We start from the raw sequence: 24,547 nt of genomic DNA, 5'->3' as shown, positions 1-24,547 counted from the left end.
TTTTATAGGGTTAAACACTGAATGCTGGTGCGAGCAGCGGCTTGCGGGTACAGCCTGGCGACGTTTGCCAGAAGCGGGAGCAGGCCATTTGAATCGCGGTAATACTCAAACTGATTCGGTAACAGAATTCTTTTCCCCTGGTCGTCCAGCTCCCGGTATTTGAGCCAGTTATGGATATCGAACTGGCTGGCGCGAGAGAGCCATCCCCCTGAACCGACGACTTTGCGTACGGTGGTGAGATCGCGACCCATCTGTAAATCCACGTTACCCACGCAGGTGCAAACCTGCTTTTTAGTGCCCGCGTGGCGCTCAGCGGCATAGCCCACGCATAAACCTGCCAGCAGGGTGTCGTAATATTTCTCTTCCTCACTGAGTGGCAGGTAATCCGGTTGCCCTACCAGATGGCGCAGGTAGCGATAAAACGCTTCCTCACGCTGCGGTTGTTGGGCGAAGATGACTTTCACCATATCCTGCGTGCTTTCTCCCACCACGACGGCGGAAACGCGCATGCCCAGGTCGCCTTCTACGGTACGTTTGACGAACGGTTCAGGAACACCATGCAGGACGGTATCGGGGGAGAGGGTATTCGCGCTGGCCGAATAGACATCCGTGGTGGCTCCGCCCATATCAATCAGCATGAATTCCTTCCATGCGCTGTCGTAATCGCTAATGGCTTTCACTAACTCATAGACCGTCCATGGCGTCGGCATTGGCTCTTCGCCTGTTTCGCCAACAATGACGTCCAGACCTTTGCCTTTGACAATGCGTGACAAGAACACATCACAAATCGCCTGGCGTGCGGCAAACGGATTCGGGTGATCGAGGTCAGGCAGAATGTTGTCTACCGTGGTCAAATCCTTATGTCCCAGAATCGTTTGTATTTCGTCCTGAATGTCCCGGTTTCCGGCGTAGATAATGGCGCAATCAAGCTTTGAGCCTGCCAGCGCATGCGCATTCGCCAGGCCGTAACTTTCTTCGCCACCATCTGTACCGCCGGTAAACAGCAGAATATCTGGAGGGGATGACTCCAGCTCCTGGATGTCATGACGGTTCAGCTTGTACGAATAATATTGCGCGATTTTCGCTCCTGCCGAATGGGCGGTAACTTTTGCCGATTCCAGCGTAATGGAAGGCACCAGCCCCATTGCTGCAACGGCAAGCCCACCTTTCGCTGAGGAGGAGTATTTCAACTGCACTTCACCACTTTTCAGTAACGGGCGAGCATCGGCAACATTCAGCACCTGATTCAGGCTGGCAAAAAAACCGTCTGCCAGATGATGTGTGGTGGTTGGGGTCAGGACATGGTTTATCAGGGTTAAATCCTCGCCTTCATGGGCGAAGAGGGCTGCCTTGGTCCATGTCGAGCCGATATCGACAGAAACTGTTTGCATCAGATGGCCTCTTCCAGGCAACGCTGTTCGAGGCCATTGTGTTGGTGAATATCATTAGTGATAAGCGCGCAAACATCTTCCAGATCGTGACTGGGGGCGAAGACCCGGTTAAAGCCCATCTCTTTAAACTTCACTTCCACATCGGCGAAGTCATGTTTACCGACGACCAGGTTGCCGCCGACGTACAGCAGAATGTCGCCAAGGCCGCGTTCGATGCAGCGCTCACGTAATCCGAGACAATCAATGTCGCCATGACCGTAGATAGAGGACACCACGATGGCATCGGCGCCTGTTTCAATCGCAGCATCAATATATTCATCCTGGCTCACCATCACCCCGAGGTTGATTACGTGAAAATCATGAGCGGTAAAAACGCGATCCAGAACTTTATTACCTACTGCATGGCAGTCAGCACCGATGACGCCAATAACAAGTGTAGATTTCTTCATGGGTAATCCTCTGTAGGGCTGATGGTCAATAAGTGAAATTATTTTCTAATATTTAGAACATGGATTGTGACAACCTCTTAATAGGGTTGGAGTTTCTGTGGAAGCGAAAAAGGAAGCAATTGATCTATTTTCAAAATATCCTGAGAAAAATGATTGTTATATTTAGTCGCTATAAAAATCTTTTATAATCAGCGAGATATATCATTTTTTCTTGGCCGGCTTTAATTTATTAGGAAATTGAGTAATAAATTACTTGCCATGTTTGTGATCGAAATCTTATTTTGTTATGCGCGCCATTTATGTCGTGTTTTTAATAATTTCAAAAATCACAATTACTAATTAACTTGTGAACGACGTAACGGTTTTTTATTTTTTAATCTTATATGTCACAATTCATTTTTGTTAATTTTAGGATAAAAATGATAATGAAATGTTTGTGGCATATTTAATCTTTGCCACATAAGTGCAGAGTGGGCGTTAAAGATAACTTTCAGTGATGATTTAAGCGAAACTCCAGCGTTCTCTCGCAGAACACCAAACGCAATGCATCGGTCAATGTGGAACGTTTTCTCTTCCAGCTGAGATAGTTACATCTCGGTGTTAATTATAAGTAAAATTTAAATGAATAATTTGTATGAAATAACAAGTCCATGACTTGCTAAACAAAAAACTGTGAGCTACCTAGCATTAGTGATTCTTTATCTGCTATCAATTTTGTCAGCCGGGCTGGTTAAAAGATCGTGTACATTTAAATAAATATCCTATCATTTGTAGTAACGGCAATTACTCATTGAAAAACATGTTGTTAACATCGCATTCACTAGTCATGCGAGTGTTAAACACTATTAACATTAAATTTGAAAATTGATTTAAATCAATGTTTAAAACTTGGAAAACAGCATCAAAAGAGGTTAAATTGCTGCAGATCAAATTGGTCTGAAAGTGGTAAATTAGCTATAAATTGATCACTATCGAAAAATGCAAATTTGTCTCGATAAAAACCTGTTTATTGTAAGGATTTTACGGCGTAATATAATTGCGGGATCAATTTGAGTGTTTTATTAACATGTTTGTAACCTTTCTCCATTGTCCTTTCTTCACAAGAGAAGAAAGAGTAGCGGCGTAAGGAAGCAGATAAATTTGTATTGGGGCATGCGTGTGACCCTTTCTAACGGGGTTCACTCTCGGAGTCTTCATGCGATGAGCAAGGAGTCATGATGTTAGATATAGTCGAACTGTCGCGCTTACAGTTTGCCTTGACCGCGATGTACCACTTCCTGTTTGTGCCACTGACGCTCGGTATGGCGTTCTTGCTGGCCATTATGGAAACGGTCTACGTCCTTTCCGGCAAACAGATTTATAAAGATATGACCAAGTTCTGGGGCAAGTTGTTTGGTATCAACTTCGCTCTGGGTGTGGCTACCGGTCTGACCATGGAGTTCCAGTTCGGGACTAACTGGTCTTACTACTCCCACTATGTAGGGGATATTTTCGGTGCGCCGCTGGCGATCGAAGGTTTGATGGCCTTCTTCCTCGAATCCACCTTTGTAGGTCTGTTCTTCTTCGGCTGGGACCGTTTGGGTAAAGTCCAGCATATGTGTGTCACCTGGCTGGTGGCCCTGGGTTCTAACCTGTCCGCGCTGTGGATTCTGGTTGCGAACGGCTGGATGCAGAACCCAATCGCAGCGGATTTCAACTTCGAAACCATGCGTATGGAGATGCTGAGCTTCTCTGAACTGGTGCTCAACCCGGTAGCACAGGTGAAATTTGTTCACACTGTGGCATCTGGTTATGTATGCGGCGCGATGTTCGTTCTGGGTATCAGCTCCTACTATATGCTGCGCGGTCGTGACTTCGCGTTTGCTAAACGTTCTTTTGCCATCGCTGCCAGCTTTGGTATGGCTGCCATTCTGTCTGTTATCGTTCTGGGTGATGAATCTGGTTACGAAATGGGCGACGTGCAGAAAACCAAACTCGCAGCGATTGAAGCAGAATGGGAAACTCAGCCTGCACCGGCTTCCTTTACGCTGTTCGGTATTCCGGACCAGGATGCGCAGGAAAACCATTTTGCGATTCAAATTCCTTATGCGCTGGGCATCATCGCCACCCGCTCTGTTGATACACCGGTCATTGGTCTGAAAGACCTGATGGTGCAGCACGAAGAGCGTATCCGTAACGGGATGAAAGCGTATCAATTGCTGGAAGAACTGCGTGCTGGTACTACCGACCAGGCCGTTCGCGACCAGTTCAACAGCATGAAGAAAGACCTGGGTTATGGTCTGCTGCTGAAACGCTATACGGATAACGTCACCGACGCGACCGAAGCGCAAATTCAGCAGGCAACGAAAGATTCTATCCCTCGCGTTGCGCCGCTGTACTTCGCTTTCCGTATCATGGTGGCATGCGGCATTCTGATGCTGGCAATTATCGCGGTGTCCTTCTGGACTGTGCTTCGTAACCGTATCGGTGAGAAAAAATGGCTGCTGCGCACTGCGCTGTACGCGATTCCTCTGCCGTGGATTGCTATTGAATCCGGTTGGTTTGTCGCAGAGTACGGTCGTCAACCGTGGGCGATTGGTGAAGTGTTACCAACAGCCGTAGCGAACTCTTCGCTGACTGCTGGCGACCTCATCTTCTCGATGCTGTTGATTTGCGGCCTGTATACCCTGTTCCTGGTGGCTGAACTGTATCTGATGTTCAAGTTCGCACGCCTTGGGCCGAGTAGCCTGAAAACCGGTCGTTATCACTACGAGCAGTCCACTGTGACTTCTCAGCCGGCACGCTAAGACAGGAGTCGTCAAATGATCGATTATGAAGTATTGCGTTTTATCTGGTGGCTGCTGGTTGGCATTCTGCTGATTGGTTTCGCGGTCACTGATGGCTTCGACATGGGGGTGGGCATGCTCACCCGTTTCCTCGGTCGTAATGATACCGAGCGTCGAATTATGATTAACTCCATCGCCCCGCACTGGGACGGTAACCAGGTTTGGCTTATCACCGCGGGTGGCGCACTGTTCGCTGCCTGGCCGATGGTGTATGCCGCTGCGTTCTCCGGTTTCTATGTGGCGATGATCCTGGTACTGGCGTCTTTGTTCTTCCGTCCGGTCGGTTTTGATTACCGCTCCAAGATTGAAGACATGCGCTGGCGCAACATGTGGGACTGGGGCATCTTCATTGGTAGCTTCGTGCCACCGCTGGTGATTGGCGTGGCGTTCGGCAACCTGCTGCAAGGGGTTCCGTTCCACGTAGATGACTACATGCGTTTGTACTACACCGGTAACTTCTTCCAGTTGCTGAATCCGTTTGGTCTGCTGGCTGGTGTCGTGAGCGTTGGGATGATCATCACCCAGGGTGCGACCTATCTGCAGATGCGTACGGTAGGTGAACTGCATCTGCGTGCTCGTGCAACTTCACAGGTTGCGGCGCTGGTGACTCTGGTCTGCTTCGCGCTGGCCGGTGTATGGGTGATTTACGGTATTGACGGTTATGTTGTGACCTCAGCCCTGGATCATCATGCCGCCTCCAACCCGCTGACCAAAGAAGTGGCTCGCGTGGCTGGCGCATGGATGGTGAACTTTAACAATGCACCTATCCTGTGGCTGGTTCCTGCACTGGGCGTGGTTCTGCCGCTGTTGACCATTCTGACTTCTCGTATGGAGAAAGGGGCCTGGGCATTCGTCTTCTCTTCACTGACGTTAGCATGCATCATCCTGACTGCCGGTATCGCAATGTTCCCGTTTGTGATGCCATCCAGCACCATGATGAACGCAAGTTTGACCATGTGGGATGCAACGTCCAGCCAGCTGACGCTGAATCTGATGACGTATGTAGCTTGTGTGTTCGTACCGATCATTCTGCTGTACACCGGCTGGTGTTACTGGAAGATGTTTGGTCGCATCACTAAAGAAGATATTGAAAGCAACACCCACTCTCTGTACTAAGTAAGGAGCTTAAAATGTGGTATTTCGCATGGATTTTGGGAACGCTTCTTGCCTGTGCATTTGGGATAATCACAGCGCTGGCGCTTGAGCACGTTGAATCAGGCAAAGCCGGACAAGAAGATAGCTAATGACCAACATTATCGCGATGTTATACAACGCGATGGACAAGCGCCCCTTGCGGGCGCTTTCATTTGTGCTGGCAATCGTATTGGCCGGCTGCATATTCTGGGATCCGTCACGTTTCGCGGCCAAAACCAGTGAGCTTGAAATCTGGCATGGTTTTCTGCTGATGTGGGCGGTCTGCGCAGGCATCATTCACGGCGTTGGCTTTCGTCCTCGTGCCGTACACTGGCAGGGTATCTTCTGCCCGCTGATCGCGGATATCGTCCTCGTTGTTGGTCTGTTTTTCTTCTTCTTTTGAATAAGAAACATCCTTAAATATTTATGGGCTTGCATAAGCCCATAATTTTTTACTCTCTGTTTACTTTCCCCCATTCCAAAGCACCATTCCCGCGCGTATAGTAGCGAAGTTTGAAAGCACTAACCTTTTGTTGCATTACCGGGATGTAAAGTGAATACAACGCTGTTTCGATGGCCGGTTCGTGTCTACTATGAAGATACCGATGCCGGTGGGGTGGTTTACCACGCCAGCTACGTCGCTTTTTATGAAAGAGCGCGCACAGAGATGCTGCGTCATCATCACTTCAGTCAGCAGGTCCTGTTGGCTGAACGTGTAGCCTTTGTGGTGCGCAAGATGACCCTCGAGTATTTTGCGCCTGCCCGGCTCGACGATATGCTCGAAGTTCAAACCGAAATTACGTCAATGCGTGGCACCTCTTTGGTTTTCACGCAACGCATTGTCAACGCAGAGAACACCGTGCTGAATGAAGCCGAAGTTCTGATTGTTTGCGTTGATCCACTCAAAATGAAGCCTCGTGCGCTTCCCAAGTCTATTGTCGCGGAGTTTAAGCAGTGACTGACATGAATATCCTTGATTTGTTCCTGAAGGCAAGCCTTCTGGTTAAACTTATCATGTTGATTTTGATTGGTTTCTCAATCGCATCCTGGGCCATTATTATCCAGCGGACCCGTATTCTTAATGCTGCTTCACGTGAAGCCGAAGCATTTGAAGACAAGTTCTGGTCCGGCATTGAATTGTCGCGCCTGTACCAGGAAAGCCAGGGGCGTCGTGATAATTTGGCTGGCTCAGAACAAATTTTCTACAGCGGGTTCAAAGAATTTGCCCGTTTGCATCGGGCAAATAGCCACGCGCCGGAAGCGGTCGTTGAGGGGGCTTCCCGTGCGATGCGTATCTCGATGAACCGTGAGCTGGAAACGCTGGAAACGCATATTCCATTCCTCGGAACCGTTGGCTCCATCAGCCCGTATATCGGTCTGTTCGGTACCGTTTGGGGGATCATGCACGCATTTATCGCGCTGGGCGCGGTAAAACAGGCGACACTGCAAATGGTTGCACCGGGTATCGCGGAAGCGTTGATTGCAACGGCTATCGGTCTGTTTGCGGCAATCCCGGCGGTTATGGCCTACAACCGTCTGAACCAGCGCGTGAACAAACTGGAACTGAATTACGACAACTTTATGGAAGAGTTCACCGCGATTCTGCACCGCCAGGCGTTTACCGTTAGCGAGAGCAACAAGGGGTAAGCCATGGCCAGAACGCGTGGACGAGGTCGTCGCGAACTCAAGTCCGAAATCAATATTGTACCGCTGCTCGACGTACTGCTGGTGCTGTTGCTGATCTTTATGGCAACCGCACCGATCATTACGCAGAGTGTGGAAGTCGACCTGCCGGATGCGACCGAATCGCAAGCCGTCAGCAGTAACGACGAACCCCCGGTCATTATTGAAGTTTCCGGTATTGGGCAATACAGCGTGGTGGTTGAGAAAGATCGTATGGATCAACTGCCGCCGGAGCAGGTTATCGCGGAAGCGAAAAGTCGCCTGCAGACCAATCCGAAAACGGTCTTTTTAATCGGTGGTGCGAAAGACGTGCCTTATGATGAAATAATTAAAGCGCTGAACTTGTTACACAGTGCAGGCGTAAAATCGGTTGGCTTGATGACGCAGCCAATCTGATGACGGCGTTTTGCTGGCTTGAAAGATAGCACGTAACAGGCGAACAGTTTTTTGGGAACCGAGAGTGTCAAAGGCAACCGAACAAAACGACAAGCTCAAAAGGGCGATAATTATTTCAGCGGTGCTGCATGTCATTTTATTTGCAGCGCTGATCTGGAGTTCGTTCGATGAGCACATTGATGCTTCAGCCGGCGGCGGTGGCGGTTCGTCCATCGACGCCGTTATGGTCGATCCTGGAGCCGTTGTGCAACAGTACGACAGGCAGCAGCAACAGCAGGCAAGCGCGAAACGTGCTGAAGAGCAGCGTGAAAAGCAGGCGCAGCAGCAAGCTGAAGAACTTCGCGAGAAACAGGCAGCTGAGCAAGAGCGACTGAAGCAGCTGGAAAAAGAACGCTTAGCCGCGCAGGAAAAAGTGCGCGAACAGGCGGAACAGCAGAAGCAAGCTGAAGCCGCCGCCGCGAAAGCGCAAGAGCAACAGAAACAGGCTGAAGAAGCTGCGGCGAAGGCTGCTGCAGACGCGAAGGCTAAAGCTGATGCACAGGCGAAACAAGCGGCAGATGCCGCGAAGAAAGCCGCTGCGGACGCACAGAAAAAAGCTGAGGCGGAAGCTGCTAAAGCCGCTGCTGATGCGAAGAAAGTTGCCGAAGCACAAGCTGCTAAAGCTGCCGCGGACGCTGCGAAGAAAGCACAGGCTGAAGCCGCTAAGCAAGCAGCAGCCGAGAAAGCTGCCGCTGAGAAAGCAGAAAAAGCCGCCGCCGCGAAAGCGGCCGCTGCTGAAAAAGCGGCGGCTGATAAGAAAGCCGCAGCGGAAAAAGCAGCAGCAGACAAAAAAGCTGCAGCCGAGAAAGCCGCTGCCGATAAGAAAGCTGCGGCAGATAAAGCAGCTGCTGCTAAAAAGGCTGCGGCCGAAAAAGCCGCTGCAGCCTCTGGCGTTGACGACTTGTTGGGTGACCTGAGCTCCGGTAAGAATGCACCGAAATCGGGCGGTGGAGCGAAAGGAAACGGCCAACCGGCGAAAGATAGTGGTACAAGTGGTGCCAATGGCGGTGCATCTGGTGCTGATATCAGTGCTTACGCATCTCAAATTCGTAATGCGATCCAGAGCCGTCTGTATGGTGCAGATTTGTATGCAGGTAAATCTTGCGTATTACATATCAAGTTAGCACCCGATGGTCTGTTACTGGATGTGACCGAAGAGGGTGGGGATCCAGCATTGTGTCAGGCTGCGCTGACGGCTGCGAAAACCGCCAGAATTCCTAAACCGCCTAGCCAGGCAGTTTATGAAAAAGTAAAAGATGCCAAACTGGACTTCAAACTGTAATAACGACCCCTGAGAAATCAGGGGAAACGGTCTAAGGTTGATACTGAGTTGTGGTAGTTTTGTGTATTTGAGTTTGTTAACATTCTGCTAAATTATCGTGGGCTTTCCGTCCAGATAAGGGAGATATGATGAAGCAGGCATTACGAGTAGCATTTGGTTTTCTGATGCTGTGGGCAGCGGTGCTGCACGCAGAAGTACGTATCGAGATCACCCAGGGGGTGGACTCGGCGCGCCCGATTGGCGTCGTTCCGTTCCAGTGGGCAGGACCGGGTGCTGCACCTGAAGATATCGGTGGTATCGTAGGTGCTGACCTGCGTAACAGCGGTAAATTTAACCCGTTAGACCGTTCTCGTCTGCCTCAGCAGCCTGGTACTGCGCAGGAAGTTCAACCTGCCGCTTGGTCTGCGCTGGGCATTGATGCCGTAGTCGTCGGCCAGGTTACGCCGAACCCGGATGGTTCTTACAGCGTTGCCTATCAGCTGGTTGACACCGGTGGCGCACCGGGTACCGTACTGGCACAGAACACTTATAAAGTGAACAAGCAGTGGCTGCGTTACGCGGGGCATACTGCAAGTGACGAAGTGTTTGAAAAACTGACCGGCATTAAAGGTGCATTCCGTACCCGTATCGCTTATGTTGTTCAGACCAACGGTGGTCAGTTCCCGTACGAATTACGTGTGTCCGACTACGATGGTTACAACCAGTTCGTGGTACACCGTTCTCCGCAGCCGCTGATGTCTCCGGCGTGGTCTCCGGACGGATCAAAACTGGCGTACGTAACCTTCGAGAGTGGTCGTTCTGCACTGGTTATTCAGACGTTGTCTAATGGCGCGGTTCGTCAGGTAGCGTCGTTCCCACGTCACAACGGTGCGCCTGCGTTTTCTCCGGATGGCAGCAAACTGGCGTTTGCCCTGTCTAAAACCGGTAGCCTGAACCTGTATGTCATGGACATTGGTTCCGGTCAGATCCGTCAGGTGACGGATGGTCGTAGCAACAATACGGAACCGACCTGGTTCCCGGACAGCCAAAACCTGGCCTTTACATCTGACCAGGCCGGTCGTCCGCAGGTATATAAAGTTAACGTCAACGGCGGTGCTCCGCAGCGTATTACCTGGGAAGGTTCGCAAAACCAGGATGCGGATGTGAGCAGCGACGGTAAATTTATGGTAATGGTAAGTTCGGCCAACGGTCAGCAGCACATTGCCAAACAAGATCTGGTAGCGGGTGGCGTACAAGTTCTGTCGTCAACGTTCCTGGACGAAACGCCAAGTCTGGCACCTAACGGCACTATGGTAATCTACAGCTCTTCTCAGGGGATGGGATCCGTGCTGAATTTGGTTTCTACAGATGGGCGTTTCAAAGCGCGTCTTCCGGCAACTGATGGACAGGTTAAATTCCCTGCCTGGTCGCCGTATCTGTGATAATAAATAATTGATTAATAAAGGAATCATTGAAATGCAACTGAACAAAGTGCTGAAAGGGCTGATGATTGCTCTGCCTGTTATGGCTATTGCAGCGTGTTCTTCTAACAAGAACGCCAGCAATGACGGCAGCGAAGGCATGCTGGGTGCCGGCACTGGTATGGATGCAAACGGCAGCGGCAACATGTCTTCTGAAGAGCAAGCGCGTCTTCAGATGCAACAGCTGCAGCAGAACAACATCGTTTACTTCGATCTGGACAAGTACGATATCCGTTCTGACTTCGCTGCAATGCTGGATGCTCACGCTAACTTCCTGCGTAGCAACCCGTCTTACAAAGTCACCGTAGAAGGTCATGCGGACGAACGTGGTACTCCTGAGTACAACATCTCCCTGGGTGAGCGTCGTGCGAACGCCGTTAAGATGTACCTGCAGGGTAAAGGCGTTTCTGCTGACCAGATCTCCATCGTTTCTTACGGTAAAGAAAAACCTGCAGTACTGGGTCATGACGAAGCGGCTTACGCCAAAAACCGTCGCGCCGTACTGGTTTACTAAGAGAATTGCATGAGCAGTAACTTCAGACATCATCTGTTGAGTCTGTCGTTACTGGTTGGCATAGCGGCCCCTTGGGCCGCTTTTGCTCAGGCGCCAATCAGTAGTGTCGGCTCAGGCTCGGTCGAAGACCGTGTCACTCAACTCGAGCGTATTTCTAACGCTCACAGTCAGCTTTTAACCCAACTCCAGCAACAACTCTCCGATAATCAGTCCGATATTGATTCCCTGCGTGGTCAAATTCAGGAAAATCAGTATCAGTTGAACCAGGTTGTTGAACGCCAGAAGCAAATATTGTTGCAGATTAATAATCTTGGCAGCGGTAGTGCGCCTGCGGCGCAGTCTGCAGGTAGCGATCAGAGTGGGGCAGCTGCAACCCCTACGCCTGGTGCGGGCGCAGCGGCAGCGTCAGGAGCCCCGGCGCAGACTGGCGATGCGAACACTGATTACAATGCGGCCATTGCTCTGGTGCAGGATAAATCCCGCCAGGATGATGCGATTGAAGCATTTCAGAACTTCATCAAAAAGTACCCAGACTCGACTTACCTGCCAAATGCGAATTACTGGCTGGGTCAGTTGAATTACAACAAGGGGAAAAAAGATGATGCAGCGTTCTATTTTGCTTCAGTAGTTAAAAACTTCCCGAAATCACCAAAGGCTGCAGACGCGATGTATAAAGTCGGCGTCATCATGCAGGACAAAGGTGACACAGCAAAAGCTAAAGCCGTTTATCAGCAGGTTATCACTAAATACCCTGGCACTGATGGCGCGAAACAAGCGCAAAAACGCCTTGGCGCGATGTAATGAACACCATGCGACCAGAAATCGTGTTAATTCTGGTCGCGTCGTGTGATTCCTAAGCAGTTGAGTTATTTACATCGAAATTTTTGTTGCGCTAAAATCTGAAATCAGTAATATATGCCGCCGTTGCCAAGGGATATCAAACAGCCCGAAAGCGGCAAAAAAAGTGGGTCGTTAGCTCAGTTGGTAGAGCAGTTGACTTTTAATCAATTGGTCGCAGGTTCGAATCCTGCACGACCCACCACTAACTCAGTTAGTAAGTAGTATCCAGCGTAGTATCGGGTGATTAGCTCAGCTGGGAGAGCACCTCCCTTACAAGGAGGGGGTCGGCGGTTCGATCCCGTCATCACCCACCACTCGGGGCGTTAGCTCAGTTGGTAGAGCAGTTGACTTTTAATCAATTGGTCGCAGGTTCGAATCCTGCACGCCCCACCAATTTATTGGTGGTACCGAGTAAAAATTTTCAGGTTATACCCGAGCGGGTCGTTAGCTCAGTTGGTAGAGCAGTTGACTTTTAATCAATTGGTCGCAGGTTCGAATCCTGCACGACCCACCATCCTGAAAGTATAAAGAAGTAAACCCCATAAGGGGGCGTTAGCTCAGTTGGTAGAGCAGTTGACTTTTAATCAATTGGTCGCAGGTTCGAATCCTGCACGCCCCACCAGTGTAAAAAAGCGCCCTAAAGGCGCTTTTTTGCTATGCGCAGAATCAACGATTCGAACCTGCTTGCCTGATGCGCTTCGCTTATCAGTCCTACAGATGACACTATTCACGTAGGCCGGATAAGACGTCAGTCGCCATCCGGCATTCATCACACGCAATTATTGTGACTTTCTTACGCCAATCCGCTATCTTGTTTAGCATATAAAACAAATCTAACCGAATACGGCGTGCGTCACGCTTTTAATCGGTTATTTCGTTAAGCTAGTAAAACGAGAAAGCAAGATGAGCGTGATGTTTGATCCAGAAGCAGCAATTTATCCGTTTCCGCCGAAGCCAGCCCCGCTGAGTGTGGATGAAAAGCAATTTTATCGTGAAAAAATCAAGCGCCTGTTGAAAGAGCGTGATGCCGTTATGGTCGCGCACTATTACACCGATCCTGAAATTCAGCAATTGGCCGAAGAGACCGGTGGCTGTATTTCTGATTCTCTGGAGATGGCGCGGTTCGGCTCAAAACATTCTGCCTCTACGCTGTTGGTTGCAGGAGTGAGGTTTATGGGGGAAACCGCCAAAATCCTCAGCCCGGAAAAGACCATCCTGATGCCGACCTTACAGGCGGAATGTTCATTAGATCTGGGTTGCCTGATTGATGCTTTCAGCGCGTTTTGCGATGCGCATCCTGATCGTACTGTGGTGGTTTACGCCAATACCTCCGCTGCCGTTAAAGCACGTGCGGACTGGGTCGTCACGTCCAGTATCGCGGTAGAACTTATTGAGCACCTTGATAGTTTAGGTGAAAAAATCATCTGGGCTCCGGACAGACATCTGGGCAACTACGTGCAAAAACAGACCGGTGCAGACGTTCTTTGTTGGCAGGGGGCCTGTATCGTCCACGACGAATTTAAAACTCAGGCTTTAACACGCATGAAGGGGCTTTACCCTGATGCTGCGGTGTTGGTGCACCCGGAGTCCCCTCAGTCTATCGTTGATATGGCCGATGCGGTTGGCTCAACCAGCCAGTTAATCAACGCAGCTAAATCGTTACCGCATCAACAGCTGATTGTGGCGACTGACCGGGGCATTTTTTACAAAATGCAGCAGGCCGTTCCGGATAAAGAATTGCTTGAAGCGCCGACGGCTGGCGAGGGGGCAACCTGTCGCAGCTGTGCGCATTGTCCTTGGATGGCGATGAACGGCCTCAAGGCGATTGCTGAGGGCCTGGAACAAGGCGGAGCGGCTCATGAGATACATGTTGATGCTGCGCTGCGAGAAGGGGCGTTGTTGCCGTTAAACCGCATGTTGGAATTTGCGGCTACACTTCGAGCTTAATTAATTTTTTTGCTCTGGGGGAAAAGATGGACTTTTTTAGCACGCAGAACATTCTGGTACATATTCCGATCGGCGCTGGCGGTTACGATCTGTCGTGGATCGAAGCTGTGGGGACGATCGCCGGGTTGCTGTGTATTGGTCTGGCGAGCCTTGAGAAAATAAGCAATTACTTCTTCGGCCTGATAAACGTCACGCTGTTTGCGATTATCTTCTTTCAGATCCAGCTCTATGCAAGCCTGTTGCTGCAAGTTTTCTTCTTTGCCGCCAACATCTACGGCTGGTATGCCTGGTCCAGGCAAACTAACCAGCATGAAGCGGAACTGAAAATTCGCTGGCTGCCGTTACCAAAAGCGATCGGCTGGCTGGCGGCTTGCTTGGTAGCGATCGGTCTGATGTCGGTCTATATCGGTCCGGTCTTTGCATTCCTGACCCGCATTGCGGTGAACATTATGCAGGCATTAGGATTACAGGTTGTTGTGCCTGAGTTGCAACCCGATGCATTCCCGTTCTGGGACTCCTGCATGATGGTGTTGTCGATTGCGGCGATGATCCTGATGACGCGCAAATACGTCGAAAACTGGCTGCTGTGGGTGATCATTAACGTAATAAGCGTAGCGATTTTCGCCCTACAAGGCGTATATGCCATGTCGCTGGAGTATATGATCCTGACGGTTATCGCCCTGAATGGTAGCAGGATGTGGATTAACAGCGCGCGTGAGCGGGGTTCCCGCGCGCTGTCCCATTAATGGTGATGATGTGAATGGCCGGACACGCCTTGGTACAGGTGGCAGTCCGGCCCATTGCACGGCTGATACTCCATCTGGATCGTCGCGTGTTCAATCTGGTAGTGGTGGATAAGGAAATGCTGAATACGTTCCAGCAGGGCATCATGATCGTGCGGCGGGATCACCTGCACATGCAGCGTCATTACCGGTTTTTCACCCACCATCCAGACATGGACATGGTGTACATTGCGGACTTCGGGGATATCCCGGCTGAGATGGCGCTGCAGTGCGGCAATATCCAGCGTCAGCGGGGCACCTTCCAGTAATTCGTTAACGCTATCCTTTAACAGTCGCCAGGCGCTGCGCAGTACCAGCACGGAAACCAGAATCGAGAGAATTGGGTCCGCAGGCGTCCAGCCCGTCCAGATAATAATAAGCGCAGCGATGATCGCCCCGACCGAGCCGAGTAAATCGCCCATCACATGTAGTGCCGCGGCGCGGACGTTCAGGTTTTTCTCCTCACTGCCGCGGTGTAGAACCCAAAAAGCCAGCACGTTGGCGAGTAAACCCGCGACAGCTATAACCATCATCATGCCGCCTGCCACGGGGCGGGGCGTATGGAAACGCTCAATGGCTTCCCAGACGATTAAAATAGTGATCACGACCAATGCGATGGCATTAACAAACGCGGCCAGTGTCGTGAGCCTCAGCCAGCCGAAGGTGTGTCGTATTGTGGGCGGTCGATGGGAAAACCGGACGGCCAGCAGCGCGAAAAGGAGCGCTGCGGCATCAGTGAGCATATGCCCGGCATCAGCCAACAAGGCCAGTGAACCTGAAAGTATTCCACCTACCACTTCAACCAACATAAATCCGGCTGTAATGCAGAATGCAAACATCAAGCGGCGGGCATTATTGTCCTTGGGTTGCTCAGAGGAATTATGAGTATGCGAGTGCGCCATTATGCCATCCCTTTGTTATTCTCATCTTTACTGTATGCCATCATACCGTTTTTGGGATGATAAAATTAAAAAGGAGAGCTATTGCTCTCCCGTTATTAGCTTTATTTTCAGCGTTACTGCGTAGTGCCATCAGTTTTTGTCTCGGCATCATTATTAATGCCGTTTCCGGTCTCAACCTTCTTATTCACATCAGGGCAGCGACCGTCCTTACACATGGTGTTTTTGTGCATCTCGTCTTTGGTCATCCCTTCATGGTTCATTGATGAACCGTTCGGGTGCAGCATTGTGCCACCCGAATTCACGTTACTGTTGTCGACGTTATTTGGTGCCACGTTTTCGCGTGCGTCTGGGGCGACCTGACCGGCATCCGCCGAGGAATTTGCCTGGCCGTTATTGGACTGCGTATTAGTTTCAGCAGCCAGCGCCGCGCCGCTGGCGAGGCTGAGTGTAGCGGTAAGAAAGAGTGAAGCCAGCTTTGTCATATGCATAATATGCTCCTGTTATGGTCGATATGTCGGATAACGTCTTCCAACAGTGCATGTGCCAGTTACATCATTAATATGTGGTTAATAGTTTTGTCTGAGAAATCAAACCCAGCATAGAATCTTGAAATTTATGAAAATTAAAGCTGTTACAGTTATAAATTGTAGGTTGGATCTCGTTTTTCGCTACTTTATTGCGTTTTTTTGGCCAATTCCAGGATTAATCCGTCCAAAGTGTAAAACCCCGTTTACACTTTATGACTGAAGATATAGATTGGAGGGATTGCATTCATTTATATAAGTATGGCAACGCTGGAATAATCATGAATTATCAGAACGACGATTTACGCATTAAAGAGATCAACGAGTTATTACCGCCAGTCGCATTGCTGGAAAAATTCCCCGCTACTGAAAATGCCGCAAACACGGTGGCTCATGCCCGTAAGGCGATTCATAAAATTCTGAAAGGGAGCGATGATCGCCTGTTAGTGGTGATTGGGCCGTGCTCTATTCATGATCCGGCAGCCGCTAAAGAGTACGCCGCCCGCCTGCTGGCGCTGCGCGAAGAGTTAAAAGGCGAGCTTGAAATTGTCATGCGCGTCTATTTTGAAAAACCGCGAACCACCGTCGGCTGGAAAGGGCTTATCAACGATCCGCACATGGACAACAGCTTCCAAATCAACGATGGGCTGCGCATTGCACGTAAATTGCTGCTGGATATCAACGATAGCGGATTGCCGGCTGCGGGTGAGTTCCTCGATATGATCACGCCGCAATACCTCGCCGACTTGATGAGTTGGGGCGCGATTGGGGCTCGTACCACTGAGTCTCAAGTACACCGCGAGCTGGCATCAGGTCTGTCTTGCCCGGTTGGTTTTAAAAACGGTACCGATGGCACGATCAAAGTTGCGATTGATGCAATCAACGCAGCAGGGGCGCCACACTGCTTCCTGTCTGTGACCAAATGGGGTCATTCAGCGATCGTGAATACCAGCGGTAACGGCGATTGCCATATTATTTTGCGCGGCGGCAAAGAACCTAACTACAGCGCTCAGCACGTTGCCGACGTGAAAGAAGGTCTGATCAAAGCAGGGCTCTCTGCACAAGTGATGATCGACTTTAGCCATGCCAACTCCTGCAAGCAGTTCAAAAAGCAGATGGATGTTGCGAAAGACGTTTGCGGACAAGTCGCTGGTGGAGAAAAAGCGATTATTGGCGTGATGATCGAAAGCCATCTGGTCGAGGGTAATCAGAACCCGGATAGCGGCGAGCCGCTGACCTACGGTAAGAGCATCACCGACGCCTGTATTGGCTGGGAAGACACCGATGCGGTCTTACGCCAGCTGGCAGAAGCAGTAAAAGCACGCCGCGGGTAAAAACGCATCCGGGCTACGCTCGGTAGGCCGGATAAGGCAACGCCACTATCTGGCAATAAAAAAGCGTGGAGCATTCCACGCTTTTTTCTTTTGACCCGGGATGAAAATTACTTCGCTTTACCCTGGTTCGCAACGGCTGCCGCTTTTGCTGCGATCTCGTCAGCGTTACCCAGATAGTAGTGTTTGATCGGTTTGAAGTTTTCGTCGAACTCATATACCAGCGGTACGCCGGTCGGAATGTTCAGTTCAAGGATCTCATCTTCGCCCATGTTATCCAGGTATTTAACCAGCGCACGCAGAGAGTTACCGTGAGCGGCGATAATCACACGCTCACCGCTTTTCATGCGCGGCAGAATGGTTTCGTTCCAGTAGGGGATAACGCGATCGATGGTCAGCGCCAGGCTTTCGGTAACCGGTAACTCTTTGTCGGTCAGCTTCGCATAACGCGGATCGTGACCCGGATAACGCTCGTCATCTTTGGTCAGTTCCGGTGGCGTTACCGCAAAGCCGCGACGCCATTGTTTAACCTGCTCGTCACCGTATTTTTCAGCGGTTTCAGCTTTGTTCAGACCCTGCAGCGCGCCGTAATGACGTTCGTTCAGTTTCCAGGATTTCTCAACCGGCAGCCAGGCCTGATCCAGTTCGTCCAGTACGTTCCACAGGGTGTGGATGGCACGTTTCAGCACAGAGGTATAAGCAAAATCGAAGCTGTAGCCTTCCTCTTTCAGCAGTTTACCTGCCGCTTTTGCTTCGCCCACACCTTTCTCGGACAGATCAACGTCATACCAACCGGTAAAACGGTTCTCGTTGTTCCACTGACTTTCACCGTGACGTACCAGAACCAGCTTAGTTACAGCCATACACTCACTCCTATAAATCATATTGAATGATAATAATTCTCATTATATTGCCGTAATGCGTCAGCGGCAATCCTTACGCATAACCATAGCGAAAATAGCGCCACAGTGTAAGGTTCTTGTGAACTCAAGGTTGCGATTTTGTCTTTGAACGGTGGGGATTTGAGCGGTTCTACTGTGATAAACAAGCAACAGGCCCGATACGTTACGTCATCGGGCCTGGGAGGGGGAACGATTAGGCTGGAATAAACCGGTATTCCGTCACGCTGGCGTACTCTTCGCCAGGACGCAGGAAGCAGTCTGGCTGCGGCCATTCCGGATGGTTCGGGCTGTCCGGCAGGAACTCGCTTTCCAGCGCCAGACCTTGCCAGTCGGCGTAGGCATCAGGACCACGGGATGGCGTACCGCCGAGGAAATTCCCGGAATAAAACTGTAATGCCGGGGCGGAGGTGTAGACCTCCATCTGCAGTTTTTCATCCTGGGACCACAGTCGAGCGACCGGCGTATGCGTATTGCCCTGTGCCTGGAGCAGGAAGGCGTGATCGTAACCTTTTACCTTGCGCTGATCGTCATCGGCAAGAAATTCACTGCTGATGATCTTAGGCGTACGGAAATCGAAAGTGCTACCAGCGACGGATTTCAGTCCGTCGTGCGGGATGCCCATTTCATCAACCGGCAAGTACTCGTCGGCGAGGATTTGCAGCTTGTGTTGGCGCACATCCGTTTTGTCACCGTCGAGGTTGAAATAAACGTGATTCGTCAGATTCACCGGGCAGGGCTTATCGACCGTGGCGCGGTAGGTTATCGAAATACGATTATCGTCAGTCAGGCGATACTGCACGGTAGCGCAAAGATGGCCAGGGAAGCCCTGATCGCCATCGTCAGACGTTAAGGCGAACAGCACCTGGCGGTCATTTTGATTGACTATCTGCCAGCGACGTTTGTCAAAACCGTCCGGCCCGCCGTGCAGCTGGTTGTCGCCCTGACTTGGTATTAATTCAACGGTTTCGCCAGCAAAGGTATAACGGCTGTTGGCGATACGGTTCGCGTAGCGACCAATCGAAGCCCCCAGAAATGCAGCCTGTTCCGGGTATTGTTCCGGGCTGGCGCAACCGAGTAACGCTTCGCGCACGCTATCATCGCTGAGCGGAATACGCGCAGAGAGTAGGGTCGCGCCCCAGTCCATCAGCGTGACCACCATCCCTGCGTCATTGCGCAGGGTGAGCAGGCGAAACGGCTGACCGTCCGGAGCCTGCACGGGGATTTCGTTTAACATTGTCCGGCTCCTTGAGAAGGTTTGCAGACGTAGAATGTTTCTTTAATTCCAGTTTTTGCTTCGTACTGCTCAGCGACAGCTTGCTGTACGGCAGGCACCAAGTCTTGCGGGATCAGCGCCACGATACAGCCGCCGAAGCCGCCGCCGGTCATGCGTACACCGCCTTTATCGCCAATGGTCGCTTTGACAATCTCAACCAGCGTATCAATTTGCGGCACGGTAATTTCAAAGTCATCGCGCATTGAGGCGTGAGATTCCGCCATCAGTTGGCCCATACGCAGCAGGTCGCCTTTTTCCAGCGCCTGTGCTGCTTCAACGGTACGCGCATTTTCCGTGATCACGTGGCGAACTCGTTTGGCGACGATCGGATCCAGCTCGTGGGCGACGGCGTTAAACGCTTCAAGGTTAACATCACGCAGCGCTGGCTGCTGGAAGAAACGAGCGCCGGTTTCACACTGTTCGCGACGGGTGTTGTATTCGCTACCGACCAGCGTACGTTTAAAGTTACTGTTGATGATCACCACCGCTACGCCCTCAGGCATAGAAACTGCTTTGGTGCCAAGCGTTCGGCAGTCGATCAGTAGCGCATGATCTTTCTTACCAAGTGCCGAGATCAACTGATCCATAATGCCGCAGTTACAGCCGACAAACTGGTTTTCAGCTTCCTGACCGTTCAGGGCAATCTGCGCGCCGTCGAGCGGCAGATGATAGAGCTGCTGGAATACCGTACCCACAGCGACTTCCAGCGAGGCAGAAGAACTTAACCCCGCGCCCTGTGGGACGTTACCGCTGATCACCAGATCAGCACCGCCAAAGGCGTTATTGCGCTTTTGCAGATGTTTCACTACGCCACGCACGTAGTTTGACCACTGCTGGCTGTCGTGGGCGATAATCGGCGCATCAAGCGAGAACTCATCAACCTGATTGTCGTAATCAGCGGCGATCACGCGGACTTTTCGATCGTCGCGTGCCGCACAACTGATAACGGTTTGATAGTCGATGGCGCAAGGCAGAACGAAGCCGTCGTTATAATCGGTATGTTCGCCGATCAGGTTTACACGACCCGGTGCCTGAATAGTATGGGTGGCAGGGTAGCCAAATGTTTCTGCAAACAGAGATTGTGTTTTTTCTTTCAGACTCATTATTTAAACTCCGGATTCGCGAAAATGGATGTCGCTGACCGCACGCAGTCGTTCAGCCGCTTGTTCTGCCGTCAGGTCGCGCTGGGTTTCTGCCAGCATTTCATATCCGACCATAAATTTACGCACGGTCGCGGAACGCAGCAGCGGCGGATAAAAGTGTGCATGCAACTGCCAGTGTTGGTTTTCTTCACCGTTAAACGGTGCGCCGTGCCAGCCCATGGAGTAGGGGAATGAACACTGGAACAGATTGTCATAACGACTGGTCAGTTTTTTCAACGCCAGCGCCAGGTCAGCCCGCTGTTCGTCGCTCAAATCGGTAATACGCAGCACATGCGCTTTCGGCAGCAGCAACGTTTCGAACGGCCACGCGGCCCAGTAAGGTACAACCGCCAGCCAGTGCTCGGTTTCAACAACCGTACGGCTGCCATCCGCCAGTTCTCGCTGGACGTAATCAACGAGCATTGGCGCGCCTTGTTCGGCGAAGTATGCTTTCTGCAGGCGATCTTCACGTTCGGCTTCGTTAGGCAAAAAGCTGTTGGCCCAAATTTGTCCGTGTGGGTGCGGGTTCGAGCACCCCATCGCTGCGCCTTTATTCTCAAATACCTGCACCCAGGGGTAGATTTTCCCTAAGTCTTCGGTCTGCTCCTGCCACGTTTTTACGATTTCTGTCAGTGCAGGGACGCTGAGTTCCGGCAACGTTTTGCTGTGATCGGGTGAGAAGCAAATCACGCGGCTGGTACCGCGCGCGCTCTGGCAGCGCATCAACGGATCGTGACTGTCCGGCGCGTCGGGGGTATCGGACATCAGCGCCGCAAAGTCATTGGTAAAGACATAGGTCCCGGTGTAATCCGGGTTTTTGTCGCCGGTAACGCGCGTATTGCCAGCGCACAGGAAGCAGTCCGGGTCTTGTGCAGGTAGTACCTGCTTAGACGGAGTTTCCTGCGCCCCTTGCCACGGGCGTTTGGCGCGATGCGGTGATACGAGGATCCACTGCCCGGTGAGCGGGTTAAAACGGCGGTGTGGATGATCGACAGGATTGAATTGCGTCATGATTGGTCCTTAATCCGAATATCCCTGTGGGTGGCGTGACTGCCAGTGCCAGGTATCTTGCGCCATTTCATCCAATGTGCGGGTCACGCGCCAGTTGAGCTCGCGATCGGCTTTGCTGGCATCAGCCCAGTAGGCCGGAAGATCGCCGTCACGGCGCGGGGCGAAATGGTAATTCACCGGTTTACCGCAGGCTTTGCTAAAGGCGTGGACCACGTCCAGCACGCTGCTGCCGATGCCTGCACCGAGGTTATAAATATGCACACCCTGAATGCCTGCCAGTTTTTCCATGGCGGCAACGTGGCCGTCGGCGAGATCCATCACATGGATGTAGTCGCGTACGCCGGTGCCATCTTCAGTAGGGTAGTCATTGCCAAATATGGCAAGAGACTCGCGGCGGCCAACCGCAACCTGCGCGATGTAAGGCATCAGGTTGTTTGGAATACCTTGCGGATCTTCCCCCATATCTCCTGACGGATGAGCGCCAACTGGGTTAAAGTAGCGCAGCAGGGCAATGCTCCAGTCGGGCTGAGCTTTTTGCAGATCGGTCAGGATCTGTTCCACCATCAGCTTGCTTTTGCCGTACGGACTTTGTGGCGTGCCGGTGGGGAAGCTTTCAACGTAAGGAATTTGCGGCTGATCGCCATAGACGGTCGCGGAGGAGCTGAAAATGAAGTTTTTCACGTTGGCTGCGCGCATTGCATTCACCAGACGCAGAGTGCCGTTGACGTTGTTGTCATAGTACTCCAGCGGCTTGGCAACGGATTCTCCAACGGCTTTTAAACCGGCAAAATGGATGACCGTATCAATGGCATGATCGTGCAGAATTTCGGTTATCAGCGCTTCGTTACGGATGTCTCCTTCCACGAAGGTCGGATGCTTGCCGCCTAAACGCTCAATGACGGGCAGTACGCTGCGCTTGCTGTTGCAGAGATTATCCAGGATCACCACCTCGTGACCGTTTTTCAGCAACTGCACGCAAGTGTGGCTTCCAATGTAACCGCTACCACCTGTAACCAATACTCTCATAATTCGCTCCGTTAAGCCTATGGTATGCAATAACCATAGCATAACAAAGATGCGAAAAGTGTGACACGGAATAAATTAGTGGAATCGTTTACACTCCAAGATTTTCACTCGATGCTGCTGGTTACTTTATTATAAATCATTATGTTAGGTTGTTATTACAGCGATTGTCTGAAAAAAAACAGAAAAAAGGGCGTGATAAACGCCCTGGCATGAAAATTAACGCAGAGAGGTTTGTCGATAGCCGTAGATATCGCCCTCGGGTACAAACTCTAGCCGATGGGTAATGCAGGCCGGGGCATCTTCGGCGTGATGAGAGACGAACAAAAGCTGAGTTTCGCCTTCACCGATCAGGACATCCACAAACCGACGGATCAGTTGGCGGTTGAGCGGATCTAATCCTTGCAAGGGTTCATCGAGGATCAGCAATGTAGGATGTTTCACCAGAGCACGAACAATCAAGGCCAGCCGCTGCTGTCCCCAGGAAAGACTATGAAATGGCGCATCCGCGGTACGTTTATTGATGCCAAGAATATCCAGCCACTGTTGTACCAGCTTGTGCTGCCTGTCGGAGACAGCCTGATAAATGCCGATTGAATCGAAATAACCGGAGAGAATAACGTTGCGAACTGTCGTACTTACCCGGTAATCCAGATGCAGGCTGCTGCTGACATAGCCAATGTGTTTTTTGATATCCCAGATAGTTTCACCGCTGCCCCGGCGTCGGCCAAACAGGGTCAGGTCGTTGCTATATCCCTGGGGATGATCGCCGGTGATTAAACTGAGCAGGGTTGATTTCCCCGCACCGTTGGGGCCGACGATTTGCCAGTGTTCCCCCGGATTTACCCGCCAGCTCAGATGATGCAGGATAGGGCGATCGTTATACGAGACAGTGCCATCTTTAAGCACAATGCGCGGCTCGTTATCTGACAATGTGTGGCGTACTGAAGGCTCATCCGGCTCGGGTAACTGGATGCCTTCCAGCCGCTCGCTATGGGCAAGCTGAGCGATTAATGCTTGTTGCAGAAGGTCGATTTTTGCGCCGGTTTCCGTCAGTGTGCAATCGGCAAGCACGCCGGCAAACTGCACGAATTCGGGAATTTCATCAAAGCGATTAAGCACCAGTACCAGCGTTAAACCGGCCTGGTGCAGCTCATCGAGCAGTTCTGCTAACTGGCGGCGGGACGCGACGTCCAGCCCGTCAAAGGGTTCATCAAGGATCAGCAAATCTGGCGTGGACATTAATGCCTGGCAGAGCAGAGTTTTGCGTGTTTCACCGGTGGAAAGGTATTTGAAACGCCTGTTGAGTAGGACTGAAATGCCAAACTGCTGCGCCAGCGCAGCGCAGCGGGCGGGATCGTTGACCTCATCCTGAATGATTTCTGCGGTGGTGCGCCCTGTGTCGTCTTCACCGGGACTAAGAAGATCGGTGTTGTTCCGCTGCCACTCGTCGCTGACCAGCTTTTGGAGCTGCTCAAAGGAGAGTCGGGTAATACGTGTGAACTGGCAGCGGCGTTCGCCTTTCAGGAGCGGCAACTCGCCTGCCAGCGCGCGGGCCAGCGCAGATTTCCCGCTACCATTAGAGCCAACAAACGCCCAGCTATCACCCGCGTTTAACGTCAACGCATCTAACTGGAGCGTTTTTGTGTCGCTAAGACGAAACATGCCTTGCGAAATTTGCAACGATGACATTTTTT

24 protein-coding genes and 5 tRNA genes are annotated in these 24,547 nt (G+C 51.4%); 19 read left to right on the top strand and 10 right to left on the bottom strand.

Annotated elements, in window-relative coordinates:
* Window positions 1-2 precede the first annotated feature (2 nt).
* Both glmL and glmS read right to left on the bottom strand, forming a co-directional pair.
* Window positions 3-1,391, bottom strand: coding sequence for a methylaspartate mutase accessory protein GlmL (gene glmL / locus SK33_RS16155; protein WP_003835417.1), 1,389 nt, complete (start codon window positions 1,389-1,391; stop codon window positions 3-5).
* Window positions 1,391-1,840 (bottom strand): methylaspartate mutase subunit S, encoded by a 450-nt coding sequence (glmS, locus tag SK33_RS16150; protein WP_003022963.1) that lies wholly within the window; start codon window positions 1,838-1,840, stop codon window positions 1,391-1,393. Before glmS ends, glmL begins: the two co-directional genes overlap by 1 nt.
* Before the next feature lie 1,217 nt (window positions 1,841-3,057).
* Here glmS and cydA point away from each other — a divergent pair.
* The 18 genes from cydA (at window position 3,058) to pnuC (ending at window position 14,706) form a co-directional block, all read left to right on the top strand.
* Window positions 3,058-4,626: a cytochrome ubiquinol oxidase subunit I gene (gene cydA / locus SK33_RS16145; protein WP_003022965.1), complete on the top strand. Its 1,569-nt coding sequence runs from the start codon at window positions 3,058-3,060 to the stop codon at window positions 4,624-4,626.
* 15 nt (window positions 4,627-4,641) lie between these two features.
* Complete coding sequence (gene cydB, locus SK33_RS16140) at window positions 4,642-5,781, top strand: cytochrome d ubiquinol oxidase subunit II (RefSeq protein ID WP_003022968.1); 1,140 nt, start codon at window positions 4,642-4,644, stop codon at window positions 5,779-5,781.
* A gap of 14 nt (window positions 5,782-5,795) precedes the next feature.
* On the top strand, window positions 5,796-5,909 hold the full coding sequence (gene cydX, locus SK33_RS16135; RefSeq protein WP_003022970.1) for a cytochrome bd-I oxidase subunit CydX: 114 nt from the start codon (window positions 5,796-5,798) through the stop codon (window positions 5,907-5,909).
* On the top strand, window positions 5,909-6,202 hold the full coding sequence (gene ybgE / locus SK33_RS16130; protein ID WP_003022971.1) for a cyd operon protein YbgE: 294 nt from the start codon (window positions 5,909-5,911) through the stop codon (window positions 6,200-6,202). Before cydX ends, ybgE begins: the two co-directional genes overlap by 1 nt.
* A gap of 150 nt (window positions 6,203-6,352) precedes the next feature.
* The gene (gene ybgC, locus SK33_RS16125; RefSeq protein WP_003835413.1) at window positions 6,353-6,757 is read left to right on the top strand and encodes a tol-pal system-associated acyl-CoA thioesterase; all 405 of its coding nucleotides are present in this window, start codon (window positions 6,353-6,355) and stop codon (window positions 6,755-6,757) included.
* Window positions 6,754-7,446, top strand: coding sequence for a Tol-Pal system protein TolQ (tolQ, locus tag SK33_RS16120; protein ID WP_003022976.1), 693 nt, complete (start codon window positions 6,754-6,756; stop codon window positions 7,444-7,446). Before ybgC ends, tolQ begins: the two co-directional genes overlap by 4 nt.
* Before the next feature lie 3 nt (window positions 7,447-7,449).
* On the top strand, window positions 7,450-7,878 hold the full coding sequence (tolR, locus tag SK33_RS16115) for a colicin uptake protein TolR (protein WP_003022978.1): 429 nt from the start codon (window positions 7,450-7,452) through the stop codon (window positions 7,876-7,878).
* Between the two features lie 64 nt (window positions 7,879-7,942).
* On the top strand, window positions 7,943-9,199 hold the full coding sequence (gene tolA / locus SK33_RS16110; RefSeq protein ID WP_003022980.1) for a cell envelope integrity protein TolA: 1,257 nt from the start codon (window positions 7,943-7,945) through the stop codon (window positions 9,197-9,199).
* 128 nt (window positions 9,200-9,327) lie between these two features.
* Complete coding sequence (gene tolB / locus SK33_RS16105) at window positions 9,328-10,620, top strand: Tol-Pal system beta propeller repeat protein TolB (RefSeq protein WP_003022981.1); 1,293 nt, start codon at window positions 9,328-9,330, stop codon at window positions 10,618-10,620.
* Between the two features lie 34 nt (window positions 10,621-10,654).
* Window positions 10,655-11,173, top strand: a complete 519-nt coding sequence (pal, locus tag SK33_RS16100; RefSeq protein ID WP_003022983.1) for a peptidoglycan-associated lipoprotein Pal — start codon at window positions 10,655-10,657, stop codon at window positions 11,171-11,173.
* A 9-nt stretch (window positions 11,174-11,182) separates the two neighbouring features.
* Window positions 11,183-11,974 carry a cell division protein CpoB gene (gene cpoB / locus SK33_RS16095; RefSeq protein WP_032948863.1) on the top strand — a complete coding sequence of 264 codons (792 nt, stop codon included), beginning with the start codon at window positions 11,183-11,185 and terminating at the stop codon, window positions 11,972-11,974.
* Window positions 11,975-12,139: 165 nt separating this feature from the next.
* A tRNA-Lys gene (locus tag SK33_RS16090) sits at window positions 12,140-12,215 on the top strand.
* A 36-nt stretch (window positions 12,216-12,251) separates the two neighbouring features.
* Window positions 12,252-12,327 (top strand) — tRNA-Val (locus SK33_RS16085).
* Window positions 12,328-12,330: 3 nt separating this feature from the next.
* Window positions 12,331-12,406, top strand: a tRNA-Lys gene (locus SK33_RS16080).
* A 45-nt stretch (window positions 12,407-12,451) separates the two neighbouring features.
* Window positions 12,452-12,527 (top strand) — tRNA-Lys (locus SK33_RS16075).
* A gap of 32 nt (window positions 12,528-12,559) precedes the next feature.
* A tRNA-Lys gene (locus tag SK33_RS16070) sits at window positions 12,560-12,635 on the top strand.
* A 281-nt stretch (window positions 12,636-12,916) separates the two neighbouring features.
* The gene (gene nadA / locus SK33_RS16065) at window positions 12,917-13,960 is read left to right on the top strand and encodes a quinolinate synthase NadA (protein ID WP_048219296.1); all 1,044 of its coding nucleotides are present in this window, start codon (window positions 12,917-12,919) and stop codon (window positions 13,958-13,960) included.
* A 26-nt stretch (window positions 13,961-13,986) separates the two neighbouring features.
* Window positions 13,987-14,706, top strand: coding sequence for a nicotinamide riboside transporter PnuC (gene pnuC, locus SK33_RS16060; RefSeq protein WP_048219295.1), 720 nt, complete (start codon window positions 13,987-13,989; stop codon window positions 14,704-14,706).
* Here the strand turns inward: pnuC and zitB are convergent.
* Window positions 14,703-15,644, bottom strand: coding sequence for a CDF family zinc transporter ZitB (zitB, locus tag SK33_RS16055; RefSeq protein ID WP_003022992.1), 942 nt, complete (start codon window positions 15,642-15,644; stop codon window positions 14,703-14,705). The genes pnuC and zitB overlap by 4 nt on opposite strands.
* A 113-nt stretch (window positions 15,645-15,757) precedes the next feature.
* The gene (locus tag SK33_RS16050; protein WP_003022994.1) at window positions 15,758-16,132 is read right to left on the bottom strand and encodes a YbgS-like family protein; all 375 of its coding nucleotides are present in this window, start codon (window positions 16,130-16,132) and stop codon (window positions 15,758-15,760) included.
* A 317-nt stretch (window positions 16,133-16,449) separates the two neighbouring features.
* Between SK33_RS16050 and aroG the strand changes: the two genes are divergently transcribed.
* Complete coding sequence (gene aroG, locus SK33_RS16045) at window positions 16,450-17,502, top strand: 3-deoxy-7-phosphoheptulonate synthase AroG (protein ID WP_003022997.1); 1,053 nt, start codon at window positions 16,450-16,452, stop codon at window positions 17,500-17,502.
* A 107-nt stretch (window positions 17,503-17,609) separates the two neighbouring features.
* On the opposite strand, the gene gpmA is transcribed toward aroG, so the two are convergent.
* The 6 genes from gpmA to modF form a co-directional block, all read right to left on the bottom strand.
* Window positions 17,610-18,362 carry a 2,3-diphosphoglycerate-dependent phosphoglycerate mutase gene (gene gpmA / locus SK33_RS16040; protein WP_003022999.1) on the bottom strand — a complete coding sequence of 251 codons (753 nt, stop codon included), beginning with the start codon at window positions 18,360-18,362 and terminating at the stop codon, window positions 17,610-17,612.
* Window positions 18,363-18,594: 232 nt separating this feature from the next.
* Window positions 18,595-19,635 (bottom strand): galactose-1-epimerase, encoded by a 1,041-nt coding sequence (gene galM / locus SK33_RS16035; RefSeq protein WP_048219294.1) that lies wholly within the window; start codon window positions 19,633-19,635, stop codon window positions 18,595-18,597.
* Entirely contained in the window at window positions 19,629-20,777 is a 1,149-nt protein-coding gene (gene galK / locus SK33_RS16030) for a galactokinase (protein ID WP_048219292.1), read from the bottom strand. Before galK ends, galM begins: the two co-directional genes overlap by 7 nt.
* A 3-nt stretch (window positions 20,778-20,780) precedes the next feature.
* Entirely contained in the window at window positions 20,781-21,827 is a 1,047-nt protein-coding gene (gene galT, locus SK33_RS16025; RefSeq protein ID WP_048219290.1) for a galactose-1-phosphate uridylyltransferase, read from the bottom strand.
* Window positions 21,828-21,836: 9 nt separating this feature from the next.
* Window positions 21,837-22,853 (bottom strand): UDP-glucose 4-epimerase GalE, encoded by a 1,017-nt coding sequence (galE, locus tag SK33_RS16020; protein WP_003023012.1) that lies wholly within the window; start codon window positions 22,851-22,853, stop codon window positions 21,837-21,839.
* A gap of 216 nt (window positions 22,854-23,069) precedes the next feature.
* Window positions 23,070-24,542 carry a molybdate ABC transporter ATP-binding protein ModF gene (gene modF, locus SK33_RS16015; protein ID WP_048219286.1) on the bottom strand — a complete coding sequence of 491 codons (1,473 nt, stop codon included), beginning with the start codon at window positions 24,540-24,542 and terminating at the stop codon, window positions 23,070-23,072.
* Between the last annotated feature and the right edge of the window lie 5 nt (window positions 24,543-24,547).

The organism is Citrobacter sp. MGH103, assembly GCF_001034475.2.
In the GTDB taxonomy this organism is placed as follows: Bacteria; Pseudomonadota; Gammaproteobacteria; order Enterobacterales; family Enterobacteriaceae; genus Citrobacter; species Citrobacter freundii.
Note: the sequence above shows the minus strand (reverse complement) of the source record. Positions and strands in the feature narration are given on the sequence as shown.

Excerpts from the sequence above, each read along its gene's own strand:
- tolB (WP_003022981.1), top strand. The coding sequence starts at position 9,328 with ATGAAGCAGGCATTACGAGTAGCATTTGGTTTTCTGATGCTGTGGGCA.
- cydB (WP_003022968.1), top strand. The coding sequence starts at position 4,642 with ATGATCGATTATGAAGTATTGCGTTTTATCTGGTGGCTGCTGGTTGGC.
- galM (WP_048219294.1), bottom strand. The coding sequence starts at position 19,635 with ATGTTAAACGAAATCCCCGTGCAGGCTCCGGACGGTCAGCCGTTTCGC.
- galT (WP_048219290.1), bottom strand. The coding sequence starts at position 21,827 with ATGACGCAATTCAATCCTGTCGATCATCCACACCGCCGTTTTAACCCG.
- zitB (WP_003022992.1), bottom strand. The coding sequence starts at position 15,644 with ATGGCGCACTCGCATACTCATAATTCCTCTGAGCAACCCAAGGACAAT.
- pal (WP_003022983.1), top strand. The coding sequence starts at position 10,655 with ATGCAACTGAACAAAGTGCTGAAAGGGCTGATGATTGCTCTGCCTGTT.
- galE (WP_003023012.1), bottom strand. The coding sequence starts at position 22,853 with ATGAGAGTATTGGTTACAGGTGGTAGCGGTTACATTGGAAGCCACACT.
- cydX (WP_003022970.1), top strand. The coding sequence starts at position 5,796 with ATGTGGTATTTCGCATGGATTTTGGGAACGCTTCTTGCCTGTGCATTT.
- ybgE (WP_003022971.1), top strand. The coding sequence starts at position 5,909 with ATGACCAACATTATCGCGATGTTATACAACGCGATGGACAAGCGCCCC.
- cydA (WP_003022965.1), top strand. The coding sequence starts at position 3,058 with ATGTTAGATATAGTCGAACTGTCGCGCTTACAGTTTGCCTTGACCGCG.
- galK (WP_048219292.1), bottom strand. The coding sequence starts at position 20,777 with ATGAGTCTGAAAGAAAAAACACAATCTCTGTTTGCAGAAACATTTGGC.
- modF (WP_048219286.1), bottom strand. The coding sequence starts at position 24,542 with ATGTCATCGTTGCAAATTTCGCAAGGCATGTTTCGTCTTAGCGACACA.
- aroG (WP_003022997.1), top strand. The coding sequence starts at position 16,450 with ATGAATTATCAGAACGACGATTTACGCATTAAAGAGATCAACGAGTTA.
- pnuC (WP_048219295.1), top strand. The coding sequence starts at position 13,987 with ATGGACTTTTTTAGCACGCAGAACATTCTGGTACATATTCCGATCGGC.
- gpmA (WP_003022999.1), bottom strand. The coding sequence starts at position 18,362 with ATGGCTGTAACTAAGCTGGTTCTGGTACGTCACGGTGAAAGTCAGTGG.
- SK33_RS16050 (WP_003022994.1), bottom strand. The coding sequence starts at position 16,132 with ATGCATATGACAAAGCTGGCTTCACTCTTTCTTACCGCTACACTCAGC.
- glmS (WP_003022963.1), bottom strand. The coding sequence starts at position 1,840 with ATGAAGAAATCTACACTTGTTATTGGCGTCATCGGTGCTGACTGCCAT.
- glmL (WP_003835417.1), bottom strand. The coding sequence starts at position 1,391 with ATGCAAACAGTTTCTGTCGATATCGGCTCGACATGGACCAAGGCAGCC.
- tolR (WP_003022978.1), top strand. The coding sequence starts at position 7,450 with ATGGCCAGAACGCGTGGACGAGGTCGTCGCGAACTCAAGTCCGAAATC.
- nadA (WP_048219296.1), top strand. The coding sequence starts at position 12,917 with ATGAGCGTGATGTTTGATCCAGAAGCAGCAATTTATCCGTTTCCGCCG.
- cpoB (WP_032948863.1), top strand. The coding sequence starts at position 11,183 with ATGAGCAGTAACTTCAGACATCATCTGTTGAGTCTGTCGTTACTGGTT.